15 protein-coding genes are annotated in these 13883 nt (G+C 69.5%); 10 read left to right on the forward strand and 5 right to left on the reverse strand.

Annotated features, from left to right (window positions below):
* The first annotated feature begins 17 nt into the window (after nucleotides 1-17).
* Genes ACJMKZ_RS09735 through ACJMKZ_RS09745 form a run of 3 tightly spaced genes read left to right on the forward strand, consistent with a single transcriptional unit; the run spans nucleotide 18 to nucleotide 2448 of the window.
* A complete protein-coding gene (locus ACJMKZ_RS09735; RefSeq protein ID WP_405232990.1) occupies nucleotides 18-665 on the forward strand; it encodes an HNH endonuclease in 648 nt (215 codons plus the stop codon).
* A gap of 16 nt (nucleotides 666-681) precedes the next feature.
* Nucleotides 682-1575, forward strand: coding sequence for a 5'-3' exonuclease (locus ACJMKZ_RS09740; RefSeq protein WP_405232991.1), 894 nt, complete (start codon nucleotides 682-684; stop codon nucleotides 1573-1575).
* 3 nt (nucleotides 1576-1578) lie between these two features.
* Complete coding sequence (locus ACJMKZ_RS09745; RefSeq protein WP_405232992.1) at nucleotides 1579-2448, forward strand: fructosamine kinase family protein; 870 nt, start codon at nucleotides 1579-1581, stop codon at nucleotides 2446-2448.
* A gap of 17 nt (nucleotides 2449-2465) precedes the next feature.
* Here ACJMKZ_RS09745 and ACJMKZ_RS09750 read toward each other — a convergent pair whose 3' ends face one another.
* The gene (locus tag ACJMKZ_RS09750) at nucleotides 2466-3200 is read right to left on the reverse strand and encodes a VOC family protein (protein ID WP_405232993.1); all 735 of its coding nucleotides are present in this window, start codon (nucleotides 3198-3200) and stop codon (nucleotides 2466-2468) included.
* A 2-nt stretch (nucleotides 3201-3202) separates the two neighbouring features.
* A complete protein-coding gene (gene hemH / locus ACJMKZ_RS09755) occupies nucleotides 3203-4303 on the reverse strand; it encodes a ferrochelatase (RefSeq protein ID WP_405232994.1) in 1101 nt (366 codons plus the stop codon).
* A gap of 137 nt (nucleotides 4304-4440) precedes the next feature.
* On the opposite strand from hemH, the gene ACJMKZ_RS09760 reads away from it, so the two are divergent.
* The 3 genes from ACJMKZ_RS09760 to ACJMKZ_RS09770 are packed head-to-tail and all read left to right on the forward strand — an operon-like array spanning nucleotide 4441 to nucleotide 6608.
* Entirely contained in the window at nucleotides 4441-4914 is a 474-nt protein-coding gene (locus ACJMKZ_RS09760; protein WP_405232995.1) for a hypothetical protein, read from the forward strand.
* Nucleotides 4877-5434 (forward strand): DUF427 domain-containing protein, encoded by a 558-nt coding sequence (locus tag ACJMKZ_RS09765; RefSeq protein WP_405232996.1) that lies wholly within the window; start codon nucleotides 4877-4879, stop codon nucleotides 5432-5434. Before ACJMKZ_RS09760 ends, ACJMKZ_RS09765 begins: the two co-directional genes overlap by 38 nt.
* A gap of 19 nt (nucleotides 5435-5453) precedes the next feature.
* The gene (locus tag ACJMKZ_RS09770; RefSeq protein WP_405232997.1) at nucleotides 5454-6608 is read left to right on the forward strand and encodes an epoxide hydrolase family protein; all 1155 of its coding nucleotides are present in this window, start codon (nucleotides 5454-5456) and stop codon (nucleotides 6606-6608) included.
* Here the strand turns inward: ACJMKZ_RS09770 and ACJMKZ_RS09775 are convergent.
* Both ACJMKZ_RS09775 and ACJMKZ_RS09780 read right to left on the reverse strand, forming a co-directional pair.
* The gene (locus tag ACJMKZ_RS09775; RefSeq protein WP_405232998.1) at nucleotides 6605-8335 is read right to left on the reverse strand and encodes an alanine/glycine:cation symporter family protein; all 1731 of its coding nucleotides are present in this window, start codon (nucleotides 8333-8335) and stop codon (nucleotides 6605-6607) included. The two genes, ACJMKZ_RS09770 and ACJMKZ_RS09775, sit on opposite strands and share 4 nt — an antisense overlap.
* 183 nt (nucleotides 8336-8518) lie before the next feature.
* Nucleotides 8519-9805, reverse strand: a complete 1287-nt coding sequence (locus ACJMKZ_RS09780) for an acetyl-CoA C-acetyltransferase (RefSeq protein ID WP_405232999.1) — start codon at nucleotides 9803-9805, stop codon at nucleotides 8519-8521.
* Between the two features lie 152 nt (nucleotides 9806-9957).
* On the opposite strand from ACJMKZ_RS09780, the gene ACJMKZ_RS09785 reads away from it, so the two are divergent.
* Complete coding sequence (locus ACJMKZ_RS09785; protein WP_405233000.1) at nucleotides 9958-11334, forward strand: MATE family efflux transporter; 1377 nt, start codon at nucleotides 9958-9960, stop codon at nucleotides 11332-11334.
* Nucleotides 11335-11440: 106 nt separating this feature from the next.
* Here the strand turns inward: ACJMKZ_RS09785 and ACJMKZ_RS09790 are convergent, their stop codons facing one another.
* Nucleotides 11441-12079 (reverse strand): DUF924 family protein, encoded by a 639-nt coding sequence (locus ACJMKZ_RS09790; protein ID WP_405233001.1) that lies wholly within the window; start codon nucleotides 12077-12079, stop codon nucleotides 11441-11443.
* Between ACJMKZ_RS09790 and ACJMKZ_RS09795 the strand changes: the two genes are divergently transcribed.
* From ACJMKZ_RS09795 to ACJMKZ_RS09805, 3 genes are all read left to right on the forward strand, one after another.
* Nucleotides 12045-12581: a hypothetical protein gene (locus ACJMKZ_RS09795; RefSeq protein ID WP_405233002.1), complete on the forward strand. Its 537-nt coding sequence runs from the start codon at nucleotides 12045-12047 to the stop codon at nucleotides 12579-12581. The genes ACJMKZ_RS09790 and ACJMKZ_RS09795 overlap by 35 nt on opposite strands.
* 86 nt (nucleotides 12582-12667) lie before the next feature.
* Entirely contained in the window at nucleotides 12668-13036 is a 369-nt protein-coding gene (locus ACJMKZ_RS09800) for a hypothetical protein (protein WP_405233003.1), read from the forward strand.
* A gap of 73 nt (nucleotides 13037-13109) precedes the next feature.
* Nucleotides 13110-13592, forward strand: a complete 483-nt coding sequence (locus ACJMKZ_RS09805; RefSeq protein ID WP_405233004.1) for an LEA type 2 family protein — start codon at nucleotides 13110-13112, stop codon at nucleotides 13590-13592.
* Nucleotides 13593-13883 lie beyond the last annotated feature (291 nt).

A 13883-nucleotide genomic window follows, 5' to 3' on the forward strand; every position in this document is an offset into this window, starting at 1 on the left:
CCGGGGGGACGTGACACATGCAGGCTATCAGCACAGAGAGCATCTTCCAGCAGGTCCTGCGCACGGACGTGGCAGGCATGCCGCTGGAATGGATCGATTACCGCGAGGCGGTCCGCCTCTATCACACGGGGCAGGTCGCCTATGCCTGCGGCACGCTGCTCTACACGCTCCACGGCGGCTACAACGCGCTGACCGGACAACGCAGCTCGGTGGACGTGAACTCGATCATCGCCACCCACGGCACCCACCAGAGCCTCGCCGCCAACCGGGAGCATTACGTACCGCCGCTCAACAACCGCACGCTGTTCCGGCGCGACGCGAACCTGTGTCTGTACTGCGGCCTGGTGTTCCAGACCCGTGAGCTGACCCGCGATCACGTCACGCCCATCTCCCAGGGCGGCAGGGATCTCTGGACCAACGTGGCCACCGCGTGCCGGCGCTGCAACAACCACAAGGGCGGGCGCACGCCGGAGCAGGCGGGCATGCAGCTCATCGCCATCCCGTTCACGCCGAGCTACGCGGAGTACATCTACCTGAAGGGCCGGCGCGTGCTGGCCGACCAGATGGAATACCTGCTGGCCCACATCCCTCGTTCCAGCCCGCTGCACGCGCGTCTGCGCGACCACCTCCAGGCCAGCGCCGCCGGCATGGCGATGCCTGCCTGAGGGCACCGGCGGGCACGTGCTCTATCTGATCGACGCCAGCGTCTACGTCTTCCGCGCCTGGTTCTCGCTGCCCGACGACATGGTCGACGGCGACGGCAATCCCGTGAACGCGCTGTTCGGCTTCGCCCGCTTTCTGGCGGACTTCGTGGAGGAGGTGCGGCCCGAGTACATTGCCGTGGCCTTCGACGAGAGCCTCGCGAGCTCCTTCCGCAACGAGATCTACCCCGCCTACAAGGCCAACCGGGATCCCGCACCGCCGGAACTCGAGCGTCAGTTCCGCCAGTGCCGCGCCTTCACCCGCGCACTCGGCCTGGCCGAATGCGCGAGCCCGCTGTACGAGGCGGACGACCTGATCGGTGCGCTGGTCGTCGACGGGCGCGCCCGCGGCCTGCCGGCTACCATCGTCAGCCGGGACAAGGACCTGGCCCAGCTCCTGTCGGCTAAAGACACGCTGTGGGACTACGCCGGCCGCCGGCGGCTCGGCTACGAGCAGATACCGGAGGCCTTCGGCGTGTGGCCTGAACAGATCGCGGACTTTCTGGCGCTGGCGGGTGACGCCGTGGACAACATCCCCGGCGTGCCGGGCGTGGGCAAGAAGACGGCGGCGGCGCTGCTCGGTCACTTCGGCAGCCTGGACGTGATCTACGCCAACCTGGACCGGGTATGCGACGTGCCGGTGCGCGGCGCGGCGAAGCTGGGCGCCCGGCTGGAGGAGCACCGCGCGGCGGCGATGCTCGCGCGACAGCTCACGGCGATCGCCTGCGATGCGCCGCTGGAGTTCCGCTCGGCCGAGGCGCGCCGGCGCACACCCGACATGGATGCGCTGCACGGCGTCTGCGACGAGGCCGGCTTCGGCACGGCGCTCAGGCGCCAGTGCGAGCGCATCGCCGCGATGAACGCCGCCGTCTGAGCCGTGACGGGGACGCTCGCCGACGCCGTCGCTGCCGCCTGCGGCATCCGCATCGACGCCGCCAGCCTGCGGCCGGTGGGCGGCGGCAGCATCAACGCGGCGGCCCGGGTGGACAGCGACGCCGGCCCCCTGTTCCTGAAGACCAACCGCGCCGACGGCTACGAAATGTTCGCCGCCGAGGCGGAGGGACTGACCGAGCTGGACGCGGCGGGCGCCGTGCGCGTGCCCCGGGTCCACGGGCTGGGCGTCGACGAAGGACGCGCCTGGCTGCTGCTGGAGTATCTCGACCTCGGCCCGGCCGATGCCGGCTGCCGGAGGCGGCTGGGGACGGCGCTGGCGGCGCTGCATCGCCACACCGCCGAACGGCACGGCTGGCACCGGGACAACACTATCGGCTCCACGCCCCAGCCGAACGGCCGGGACGACGAGTGGGTGCGGTTCCTCGCGGATAAACGCATCGGCTTCCAGCTGGGGCTGGCCGAACGCAACGGCTATGGCCGCCACCTCGGCGCCGACGGCGAGGCGCTGCTGGCCCGGCTGGCGGACTTCTTCACCGACTACACGCCGGTGCCGTCATTGCTGCACGGCGACCTCTGGGGAGGCAACTTCGCTGCGGCGGACGGCGAGCCCGTGATCTACGATCCCGCGGTCTATTACGGCGACCGGGAGACGGACATCGCCATGACCGAGCTGTTCGGCGGTTTCGGTGCCGAGTTTCACGCGGCCTACGACGAGGCCTGGCCGCTGGACGCCGGCTACGCGGTGCGCCGCGACCTCTACCAGCTTTACCACGTGCTGAACCACCTGAATCTGTTCGGCGGCGGTTATCTCTCCCAGGCCCGCGGGCTGCTCAGCCGCCTGCTCGCCGCCTAGCCCGACCCGTTGTCGGCCTAGCTGTCGGCCCCGTTGTCGGTCCAGTAGTCGGCCTTCAGCAGGGCGATGTCGGTGCCTTCCGGCGCCCGGATCGTGCCCCGGCTCTCGCCAGGCAGGTCCGGGCCGGCGCCGGGGTAGACCCCCAGGCGGTCCAGTGCCGCCTGCAGCGCCATGGCATCGGTCACCCGGTAGACGAGCAGCGGCCGGGCGAGCGCGGGCCGGGTGCCCAGCCCCAGCACCAGGCCGTCCACGGCGAGCCGGAAGCGGGGCTCCGGCTCCTCCCGGTGCGCCGCCAGCCGGGGCGCGAGCGGCGCCCAGAAATGGGCCGCGGCGAGCGCATCGCGCACCGGCAGCGCGAGTTCCAGGCACTCGCCCAGCAGCGAGGCAGCGGGCGTCTCCGGTGCCGGGGAATAGGTGCGCGCCTCCACCAGCATGACGGCCGTGCCGTCCGGGTCGCGCAGCACGGCACGGTTGAATTCGTCCTCGCCGAGCCGGGTCTCGACGAATTCGGTGCCGGCATCCTGCAGCGTGAGCACGTGCCGGCGCAGCGAATGCTGCACGAGGGTGACGACCGGGCTCGCGACCGGGTCTTCGTGCAGCCCGATGAACAGCGTGCCGTCGGTCACCACGGCGTACTTGTGCGGCCAGACCTCGCCGACGGCGAGTTCCGTGAAACCCAGTGTGCGATAGAAATGCAGGGACTCCAGGATGTCCGGCACAGCGAGGCCGAGCTCCAGGAAGCGCCCGGCCACCCTCAGTCCCCGGCCCCCATCGCCCGGGCCAGCTCGGCGCTCTTGAGCGGGTCGCGGGCGGCGAGTTCGCTCTCGGTCTCCGGCCAGCCGGAAGCGTGGCGGTAGACGAGGTCGGTCAGGCACTCGATGTGGTCGTCGCGGGCGTTCAGGCAGGGGATGTAGGAGAGCCTGCCGCCGCCGGCCTCCTCGAACAGCTCCCGGTTCTGCATGGCGATCTCCTCCAGGGTCTCGAGGCAGTCGGCCGAGAAGCCGGGACAGACCACGTCCACGCTCTCGAGCCGCTCCTCGCCCCAGGCCTGCAGGGTCTCGTCGGTATAGGGCCTGAGCCACTCCTCCCGGCCCACGCGGGACTGGAAGCTCAGCAGCCACTCGTCCGGCCCGAGACCGAGCTCCTCGGCGACCAGCCGCGCGGTCTTCTGCGACTGGCAGTGATAGGGGTCGCCACTCAGGAAATAACGCCGGGGGATACCGTGGAAGGAAAAAAGCAGCCGCTTGCCGGCGCCGTGCTCCTCCCGGTGCTCGCGGATGGAGCGGGCCAGCGCCTCGATGTAGGCCGGCTCGTCGTGATACTGGTTGATGAAGCGGAACTCGGGTATCCAGCGGCGGTTCTGCAGCACCCGGGTGACGCGGTCGAAAACGGTGGCGGTGGTGGTGCCGGAGTACTGGGGATACAGCGGCAGCACGATCAGCCGGCGCACGTTCTTCTCGCGCAGCCGCTCCAGCGCCTCGGGGATGGCCGGGGCGCCGTACGACATCGCCAGCTCGACGGCCAGCTCGCCGTCGATGCGCCGGGCGAGCCCCTCGGCCAGCCCCTTGGCGATGAGCTCGCTGTTCAGAAGCAGCGGCGAGCCCGCCTCGGTCCAGATTTTTTCGTAGGCCTCGGCGGAGCGTGCCGGCCGGATCCTGAGGATCACGAGATTCAACACCAGCCACCAGAACAGCCGCGGCGCTTCGACCACGCGGGGGTCACCGAGGAACTCGGCGAGGTAACGGCGCACGGCGGAGGTGCTCGGCTCGCCGGGCGTGCCCAGGTTGACGAGCAGCACACCGAGCGCGTCGGGTGCGGCGTGGCGGAATCCGGTCTCGCCCTGGAACTTCGGCATGACTGCTGGCTGACTGCTCTCGAATTGCGTGTGGACGACCGGCGAACGGGCGGCAAGGCCGGCTAAAGTACCAAGCCCGGGTGCGGGAGGCTATAGTCGGCGCGGTTACTGCCGTTTCGCCGGGGGAGGCCGGGCTGATGCACGAGCCGACGCAAGACGACACCACGGGCGCTGCGACGGAGCCGCCCGACAGGCTGGAGCTGACCCGCGACGTGCTGGTCTTCCAGGCCAAGCTGGCGCTGGACGGCCTGCTCGATTTTCTGCTGATACCGGTCTCCTTCGCGGCGGCGCTGGTCAGCTTCTTCGAGCCGCGCCGGGAGCGCGATGCCTTCTACCGGGTGGTGGCCGCCGGTGCCCGGGCGGACCGCTGGATCAACCTGTTCGGCGCCGGGGAGCGCCACGCGCGGGCCGCCGACGCCGGTGCCGAAGGGGAGGCCGGCATGGACGTGGTCGTGGCCCGCATCGAGGACTACCTGAAGCGCGAATACGAGGAAGGCAGGATGCCGGGACCGGCGCGCAGCACCATCGACCGGGTCGTTTCCCGCCTGCGCGAAGACAGCGACGGAGGAGCCGATGAGAAAAATACCGGAGGCGATCCGCCGCGCCCGTGAGCAGTGGAGCCATGCCGGCCGCGGGCGTCCGCCCGGGGCGCCGGAGCCCGGCCCGGGCCAGGAGTCCGTCTGGGACTACCCGCGCCCGCCGGCGCTGCGGCCCTGCCCGCGCCGGGTGCGGGTGGAGTTCGCCGGCGTCGTCGTCGCCGACAGCACCGGTGCGATGAAGGTCTGCGAGACGGCCAGCCCGCCCACCTATTACCTGCCGCCGGCAGACGTGCGCGAGGACCTGCTCGTGCCCGTGGGCAAACGGACCCTCTGCGAATGGAAGGGCCAGGCCCGTTACTGGTCGCTGGCGGTCGGCGAGCGGGTGGCCGAGGCGGCGGTGTGGGCGTACGCGGATGCCTGGCCCGGCTTCGAGGCCGTCGCCGGCTGGTACGCGTTCATGCCGGGCGCGATGGACGCCTGCTACGTGGGCGACGATCGCGTGACGGCGCAGGCCGGCGGCTTCTACGGCGGCTGGATCACTCCGGACATCGTCGGGCCGTTCAAGGGCGAGCCCGGCACCGGACACTGGTAGCAAGGGCCCGGGAGGCGAGATGGAGACATTCCGTATCCGCGTGGCGGACGAGGTCCTGGACGACCTCGGCGAACGGCTCGGCCGCACCCGCTGGCCGGCCACGATCCCGGGCAGCGGCTGGGACTACGGTACCGACACGGATTATCTGCGCGGCCTGTGCGAGTACTGGCGCGACGACTACGACTGGCGTGCGGGCGAGGCGGTGCTGAACGGCTTCGATCAGCAGGTGGTCGACGTCGACGGCCTCGCACTGCACTGCATCCACCAGCGCTCTCCCCATGCAGACGCCCTGCCGCTGGTGCTCACCCACGGCTGGCCGGACACGGTCTGGCTGTTCCACCGCATCATCGGGCCGCTGACCCGGCCGGAGGAACACGGCGGTGACGCGGCCGACGCCTTCCACGTGATCTGCCCTTCCATGCCGGGCTACGGCTGGTCGGAGGCGCCGGCGGAGCCGGGCTGGCACGTCCGCCGCATCGCCGAGGCCGAAGCCGCGCTCATGCACAAGCTCGGCTACGAGCGCTACGGCGTGCAGGGCGGCGACTGGGGTTCGCTGATTTCGCCCTGGATGGCGCTCGCGGATCCGGACGGGGTCTGCGGCGTGCACCTGAACATGGTGGCCGCCGCGCCGCCGCGGGACCGGGAGCCCACGGAGGAGGATCTCGCCGCCCTGAAACGGGGCCGCGCCCACCAGCGCACGGGCATGGGCTATGCGCAGATCCAGGGCACCCGGCCGCAGACCCTCGGCGTCGCGCTGAACGACTCGCCGGCGGGGCTTGCCGCCTGGATCGTCGAGAAATACCGGGAATGGTCCGACTGCGGCGGCGACGTGGAGAGCGTCTTCCCCCGCGACGTGCTGCTCACCGGCATCACCGCCTACTGGGTGACGGGCTCCATCACCTCGTCCATCCGCCTGTACTACGAGTCCATGCGTGCCGGCCTGTTCGGCCCGCCGACGGACTACGTGGCGACGCCCACCGGCGTCGCGGTCTTCCCGAAAGAGATCTTCTCACCGCCGCGCAGCTGGGCGGAGCGGCACTACAACATCACGCACTGGACCGAGTACCCGGCGGGCGGCCACTTCGCGGCACTGGAGCGGCCGGACGACCTGGTGGCCGATATCCGCGCGTTCTTCCGCGATCTGCGCCAGTCATCCTCGCGCGACCGGCGCTAGCCCTGGTCCCGGTTCTTCCGCGCCACGTCGCGGCCGCTGATCAGGTCCTCGATGGTGGGCGTCGGGTGGTCCGGCCCCATGAGTCCCTCCTTCATGCGGCCGACGTAGTCGTGGTAGGCGCGCATGGCCTGGCGGCCGAATATCCACATGATGGGCAGGTTCGCCACCAGCATGACGCCGGTGCCAACGCCGGTCAGATTGTCGAGCTGGGCGTCGGTCTTGATGATGCCGAGCGTGGCCACGATGATCAGGGCGCAGAACACCACCTTGTAGGCCAGCACGCTCTTCTCGCCGGCGAGATAGACCATGGCCTGCTCGCCGTAGTAGCTCCAGGAGATCATGGTGGAGATGGCGAACAGCCAGGCCGCCAGGCTGACCAGCCACTTGCCGAGGCCGGGCTGCACCTGGTCGAAGGCCTTGCCGGTGAGCACCGCGGCCATGAAGACCTGGTGGAAGCCGTTGTCGAGGATCTCGGGTTTCGTCGTGCCCTCGTAGGGATTCCAGTCGATCACCAGGACGCCGTCCCGCTCGACGATGATGCCGGTAATCTCGTGGCGGTCGAAGCCGGTCTTCGGGTTCTCGTCTGCGATCACCACCATCGTGACCGCATCGCCGGGCGTGAAGTCGTCGACGGGCGGCTGCCGGCTCTCGAACTCCCACACGTTGCCCGCCCGCGTGACTTCCAGCGGCGTATCCCAGGTGATGTCAGGCGCCCGGTTCCACACGCCGGTGGAGAGGATGATTAGTGCCGTGAACGTGCACACCACGATCGTGTCGATGAACGGCTCGAGCCCTGCGACGATGCCCTCGCGCACCGGCTCGTCGGTCTTGGCCGCCGAGTGGGCGATGGGCGAGGAGCCCTGCCCGGCCTCGTTCGAGAACAGCGCGCGCTTCATGCCGAACAGGAACGCGGCCCCGGCGGTGCCGCCGATGAACGCGCCGCTGGCCTCGGTGGGGGCGAAGGCCGATTTCACGATGAGGCTGAACATGGCCGGTATCTCGCCGGCGTTGACCACGAGGACGTAGATGCCGCAGAGGAGATAGAGCACCACCATGAACGGCACCAGCAGGCCCGCCACCCGGCCGATGCGCTTGATGCCGCCGATGATCACCAGCGCGACGATGACCGCGAGGATCACGCCGGTGATCCAGCTGGGCACGCCGAAGTATTCGTAGGTGATCAGGCCCACGTTGAAGGCCTGGAACATGTTGCCGCCGGTGGCGGTGGAGATCAGCAGCGTCACGCAGAAGATCGTGCCGATGGTGCCGCCGAGCCAGGCGAGCTTCGGGTTCATGAGCGCGATGCCCTTGCTCGCCACCCACATCGGCCCGCCGTGGGGATTGTCCTCGTCTTCCGTGTTGCGGTAGAGCATGGACAGCGTGACTTCGGTGAGCTTGATGGCCATGCCGAAGAAGCCGACAACCCACATCCAGAACACCGCGCCCGGTCCGCCCAGGCTGATGGCCAGCGCGACGCCGCCGATGTTGCCGAGGCCCACGGTGGCCGACAGGGCGGCCGACAGGGCCTGAAAGTGGTTGATGGCGCCGGGGTCGTCCGGGTCGTCCCAGGCGCCGCGCACCACGGCGGTGCCGTGGGTCAGCGCACGATATTGGGAGAAGCCGCTCCAGATCGTGAACAGGATGCCGGTACCCAGCAGCGCGAACAGCGTCGTGTCGTGCCACAGGATGCCGTTCAGCGTACTCAACAGGTCGGTGAAGCCGCCCATGTTTCCTCTCTCCCAGTCCGAGTCAGCCGCGGGCGGCCCAGAGACGGCCGGCCGCTCCCCCGAGGGCGCCGCGCTGCCCCCCGGCCGCGCAATCCTCCGCACCGCTGCGCAATGAACCGCGGTCGGCGCGCGACAAGCGGCCGACTATAGCAGACGGGCCCTGCCGGGCCCGATCGCCCCGGTTCAGGCGGCTTCGAGGATGGCGGTCACGCCCATGCCGCCCGCGGTGCACACCGAGATCAGGCCCCGGCCCGCCGCTTTGCGTGCGAGCAGCTTCGCCAGCGTCCCGACGATGCGGGCCCCGGTGGCCGCGAACGGATGGCCGATGGCGATGCTGCCGCCCACCACGTTCAGCTTGCTGCGGTCGATGGAGCCCAGCGGTTCGTCCCGGCCCAGCCGTTCGCGACAGAACTCCGTGGACTCCCAGGCTTTCAGCGTCGACAGCGTCTGTGCCGCGAAGGCTTCGTGGATCTCGTAGAAGTCGAAGTCCTGCAGGCCGAGATCGGCGGCCGCCAGCATCTCTGAGACGGCGTAGGCGGGGGCCATCAGGAGCCCCTCCTTGTCCACGAAGTCCACGGCGGCCACACGGGAGTGGGTAAGCCAGGCCTGCACCGGCAGGCCCCGTTCCCGGGCCCACTCCTCCGAGGCCAGCAGCACGGAGGCCGAGCCGTCGGTCAGCGGCGTGCTGTTGCCCGCGGTCATGGTGCCGTTGCCGGAGCGGTCGAAGGACGGTTTCAGCTTGCCGAGTTTCTCCAGGCTGGTATCCGGGCGGATGTTGTTGTCCCTGTCGAGGCCCTGGAACGGCACCACGAGGTCTTCGTAGAAGCCCTGCTCGTAGGCGGCGTGGGCCCGCTGGTGGCTCGCCAGTGCGAGCTCGTCCTGTTCCTCGCGGGTGAGGTTCCACTCCTTCGCGGTGAGCTCGGTGCTCTCGCCCATGGACAGGCCGGTGCGCGGTTCCGCGACGCCGGGCAGCTGCGGCTTGAAGTGGCTCGGGCGCAGTCGCAGCCAGGGCTTCAGGCGTGCGCCGAGCGAGCGGCCGCGGAAGCTCTCCAGCAGGATCTGCCGGTACTCGTCCGGATAGACGATGGGCGCGTCGCTCACGGTGTCGACGCCGGCGCCGATGCCGGCCTCGATCTGGCCGAGCGCAATCTTGTTGGCGATCTGTACGCAGCCGGACAGACTGGTGCCGCAGGCGCGCTGCAGGTCGAAGGCCGGGGTCTCCGGTGCCAGGCCCGACCCGAGCACCGACTCCCGGGCCAGGTTGTAGTCCCGCGAGTGCTTGATGACGGCGCCGAGAGAGACGTCGCCGAGGCGCTGGCCGCCCAGCTCGTAGCGCTCCACGAGCGAGCGCAGCGTGGCGGTCATCATGTCCTGGTTGGAGCAGCGGGCGTAAGCGCCATGGGCCCGGGCGAAGGGGATGCGCACGCCGCCGATGATGGCGGCCCGGCGCGACAGTCCGTCGTTCAGCATGGTTTCCTCCCGTGCCGTTGTCCTCACTGACTCAGACGATACCCCAGCCGATGGTTTGGCGACAGGACGGCTGTGCTACGCTCCAACGCCTCGCCCGCGGAATCCCCGCCGGGGAGAATTCGGCAGGGAAGCTCGGCCAGGAAATTTCGGCCATGGAGACTCCAGTAGCAGCCCCCGGCCGCCTGCGGGCCGCCGTGCCGGAAGCGGGCAGGCTCGTCCGGCTGGCCGGACCGCTGATCGGCAACAACCTCGCCATCGCCGGCATGCAGTTCGCCGACGCCGTCATGGCCGGCCGGCTCGGCTCCCGCGACCTGGCGGCGGTAGCCGTGGGTGGCAGCGTCTGGATGGTCGTGTTCCTGTTCGCCATGGGCACCCTCATGGCCATCTCGCCGCTGGTGTCCGAGCGCTACGGGGCGGGCAAGCATCGCCTGATCGGCCGTTACGTCCGCCAGGGCCTCACTCTCGCGCTTTATTTCGGCCTGGGCATCGTCGTGCTGCTGTGGGTGATCGCCCGGCCGGCGCTGGAGCTGATCGGCATCGACCCCAGTTTCCGCAGTCTCACCGGCGACTACGTGGAGGCCATCGCGCTGGGCGCGCCGGGTCTCTGCCTGTATCTGGTGTTGCGCTTCACCTCCGAGGCCATCGGCTGGACCCGCCCCATCATGTACGTCTCGCTGCTGGCACTGGTGGTGAACGTCATCGGCAACTATGCGCTGATGTGGGGCAACTTCGGCTTCCCGGCCATGGGCGCAAAGGGCTGCGGCCTCGCCAGCGCCATCGCCATGTGGTTCCTGCTGGTGGCGATGGCGGCCCATGTGCTCCTGAGCGAGCGTTACCGGCCGTTCGCCATCTTCGCCAGGCTGCCCCGGCCGCGCTGGCGGCTGCAACGCCAGGTGCTGCGGGTGGGCCTCCCCATCGCCGTCACCATCGTCGCCGAGGCGGGACTGTTCGCGGCCATCTCGTTGCTGATGGGGACGCTGTCGGCGAACGTCGCCGCGGCCCACCAGATCGCGGTCAACTTCGCCTCCACGATGTTCATGATCCCGCTGGCGCTGAACTCGGCGACCACCGTGCGGGTGGGGCAGGCACTGGGCCGGCGCGAACTCGCGACCGCGCGCTTCCGCGGCTGGGTAGGCATCTGGCTCTGCGGCGTGTGCATGGGCGTCTCGGCGCTCGGCCTGCTGCTGTTCCGCGAATCCGTGGTGGACATCTACACCTCCGATCCGGAGGTCTCCGCCATCGCCGTCACGCTGCTGTTCGTGGCCGCCGTATTCCAGGTCTCCGACGGCATCCAGGTGGGCGCGGCCGGCGCACTGCGCGGCTACCAGGACACCCGCATCCCGATGTTCCTGACCACGCTGGCGTACTGGATCATCGCCTTCCCGCTGGCGCTGCTGGCGGCGAAGCGCTACGCGCTGCAGCCGGAGCTGATCTGGGGCGGTTTCGTGGTCGGGCTGACGCTGGCGGCCATCCTGCTGGTGTGGCGCTACAACATCATCTCGCGCCGCGCGACCTGGCGCCGCGCCTGACTCCATGTAGGAGGGCCTTCAGGCCCGACCCGGCTTTCTATTGGCGCAGGCCCGCCATCGGGTGGGTAAGGGTGGCGGCGACGCTCAGTCGGGCGTGAACGCCCTCCTACCCGGTGCTCTGGCCGAAGGTGGGCGCGTCGCCTTCCAGATACTCCTGCTCCTCCGGCGTGTTCTCCCGGCCGACGATGGCGTTGCGGTGGGGGAAGCGGCCGAAGCGCTCGATGATGTCGTGGTGCAGTTCCGCGAAGTCGGCGAATGTGCGGAAGGTCTCGCGCAGCGTCGGTGATACCTTGTTCGCCAGCGCCGTGAAGACCATGACCGATTTCTTCTGTACCCGCAGGCTCTCGGCATGCTGCATCGGCATGTACAGGAACACGCGCTCGATGTCGGTGAGTTGCCGGTCGGCCTGCTGCACGATGCCTTCCACGCACAGCTTCAGGGCGAGTTTGTCGTGGGAGAAGGCCCTGGCCGTGTTGCGATAGATGTTGCGGCGGAACTGGTCGATGGCGAGGACGAGCGCCAGCCGGCCGCGGGGCGTTGCGGCCCAGTGCATGAGCTTCATCTCCGAGGCCTCGTGTATCTCGTCAGCGAATTCGTGGCGGAGACGGATATCGAGCTCCGGGTCCTCGCCGAACCACACGTCGAGCCGGGCATCGATCTGGGGCGCCGTCAGTTCTCGCTCCTCGAACCACAGGTCCAGTATCCTGTCGATGCGCTCGTTGTCCTCGCTGGTCGGTTCCGTCATCGTGCTCACCCCGGACGCTTTACATAACAGAGAATACTGCATTAGGGGCGCAGCGTGGCCCTCGCGGCTCGCCGCCGCGCTGTGCTGGCTGCTGGCCCTCGCGGCCTGCGGCGGAGAACCGGTCACGCCGGAAGCCGAGATCCGCGCGCTGATCGAGGGAGCGGCGGATGCGGCCGGAGACGGCGACGTGGGCGCCGTCGCGGAGGCGCTGCATGCGGATTACCGCGACATGCGCGGCAACGATCGCACCGGCATCGTCAGGCTGCTGCGGCTGCAGCTGCTGCGCGGTGGCAGCGTGGTGGTGCTGCCGGACATCGAACAGATAGACGTCCACGGCGCGGACGCCGCCAGCGTCCGCATGACCGTGCGCTTCGCCGGTGCCGATCTCCGCCGCCTGTCGCTGGACGGCGGCGCGCGCCGGGTCGAACTGGATCTGGTTCGCGAGGAGGCCTGGCGGGTGATCTCCGCCCGCTGGGCGCGGGTGGACGAAGCGCTGCGCTGAACCGGCGGATGTCGCCCGGCGACCGGCATGTTGCTACAGTGGTCGCCGGCGGGCACTGCTGCCGGCCAGCTGAAAAGGGAGAGACCATGAACAGGAAGACGTTGTTGATGCTGATGGCCGCGGCGCCGCTGGCGCTGGCCGCCTGCGGCGGTGCCGACGACGCCGAAGAGGCTCGGGAAGACGCCGCTGCGGCGATGGACGAGGCCGCGGAGGAGACCGGAGAGGCCGTCGACAAGACCATCGATGCCGCCCGGGAGAAGGGCGAGCAGATGGTCGAGGACGCGAAGGCCGCCGGCGAGGAGGCGAAGGAAGCCGCGGGCGAGGCCTACGAGGACGCCAAGGCCGCGGGCGAGGAAGCCGTCGAGACGACCAAAGAGAAGACCGGCGAGATGATGGACGAGGCCGGCGATGAACTCGACAAGGCCAGGGAGAAGGCCGAAGAAACCATGAATTGAGGGGAGGCCTCCGTCTCATGCGGGCCGACGATGCCGTGCCCGTACGATCTTTAGGGATGAAGAGAGCCCGCTCATGTTGAGACAGGGATTGCGCCCGGCGGCAGGCATGCTCGTGGTTGCCGCCTGCCTGACGGCGGGTGGCTGCGCCACGGCCCGCTTCGACGCGGAGCCGCCGACGGTGCGCCTGGACAGCGTCCGGCTCGTGGATGCGAACTGGTCCGGCCAGAACTTCGTGCTGGTTTTCGCTGCGGAAAACCCGAACGGTTTCCCGCTGCCCGTGCGCTCGGTGGATTATGCGGTGCAGCTGGCGGGCCAGCGCTTCGCGACCGGTTCGGCCACCGAAGGCTTCACCCTCCCGGCCCGTGGCGCCGGAACGTTCAGTATCGAGGTCCACACGGACCTCCTCGGCAGCGCCAGCATGCTCTCCGCACTGATCTTCCGCGAGGGACGGCGCGAGATCGATTACGAGCTGGCCGGGGAGCTCCGCGTGGACATGCCGTTTGCCAGGCCACTGCGGTTCCGCGAGGCCGGCCGGGTGGATCTCGCGCGCCGGTGAGTAGCGAAGGCGCTTGGTTGCGCGCGTAACCGATGAGCCCGTGGCTGGCTGACCGGCAGGGAAAGCAAGGTCGGCCGCGACCCGCTATAATAGCGGGCTGTCCGGGCACGGTTACTCACCAATAAGCCACTGATTCCCCGTGCCCGCCCGTGGTGGTGTCCCGCGGTCGAACCGGCGTCCGCATTGCCGATTGACCGTCACGCGTCCGCCTGATGTAAATTAATCGACTGCGACTGTCGATTTTGTCGAGATTGTCGATTACGGGCGCGACCCGGTCGCGGCGCCGGAACG

The organism is Lentisalinibacter salinarum, from assembly GCF_040706555.1.
In the GTDB taxonomy this organism is placed as follows: domain Bacteria; phylum Pseudomonadota; class Gammaproteobacteria; order Steroidobacterales; family Woeseiaceae; genus Lentisalinibacter; species Lentisalinibacter salinarum.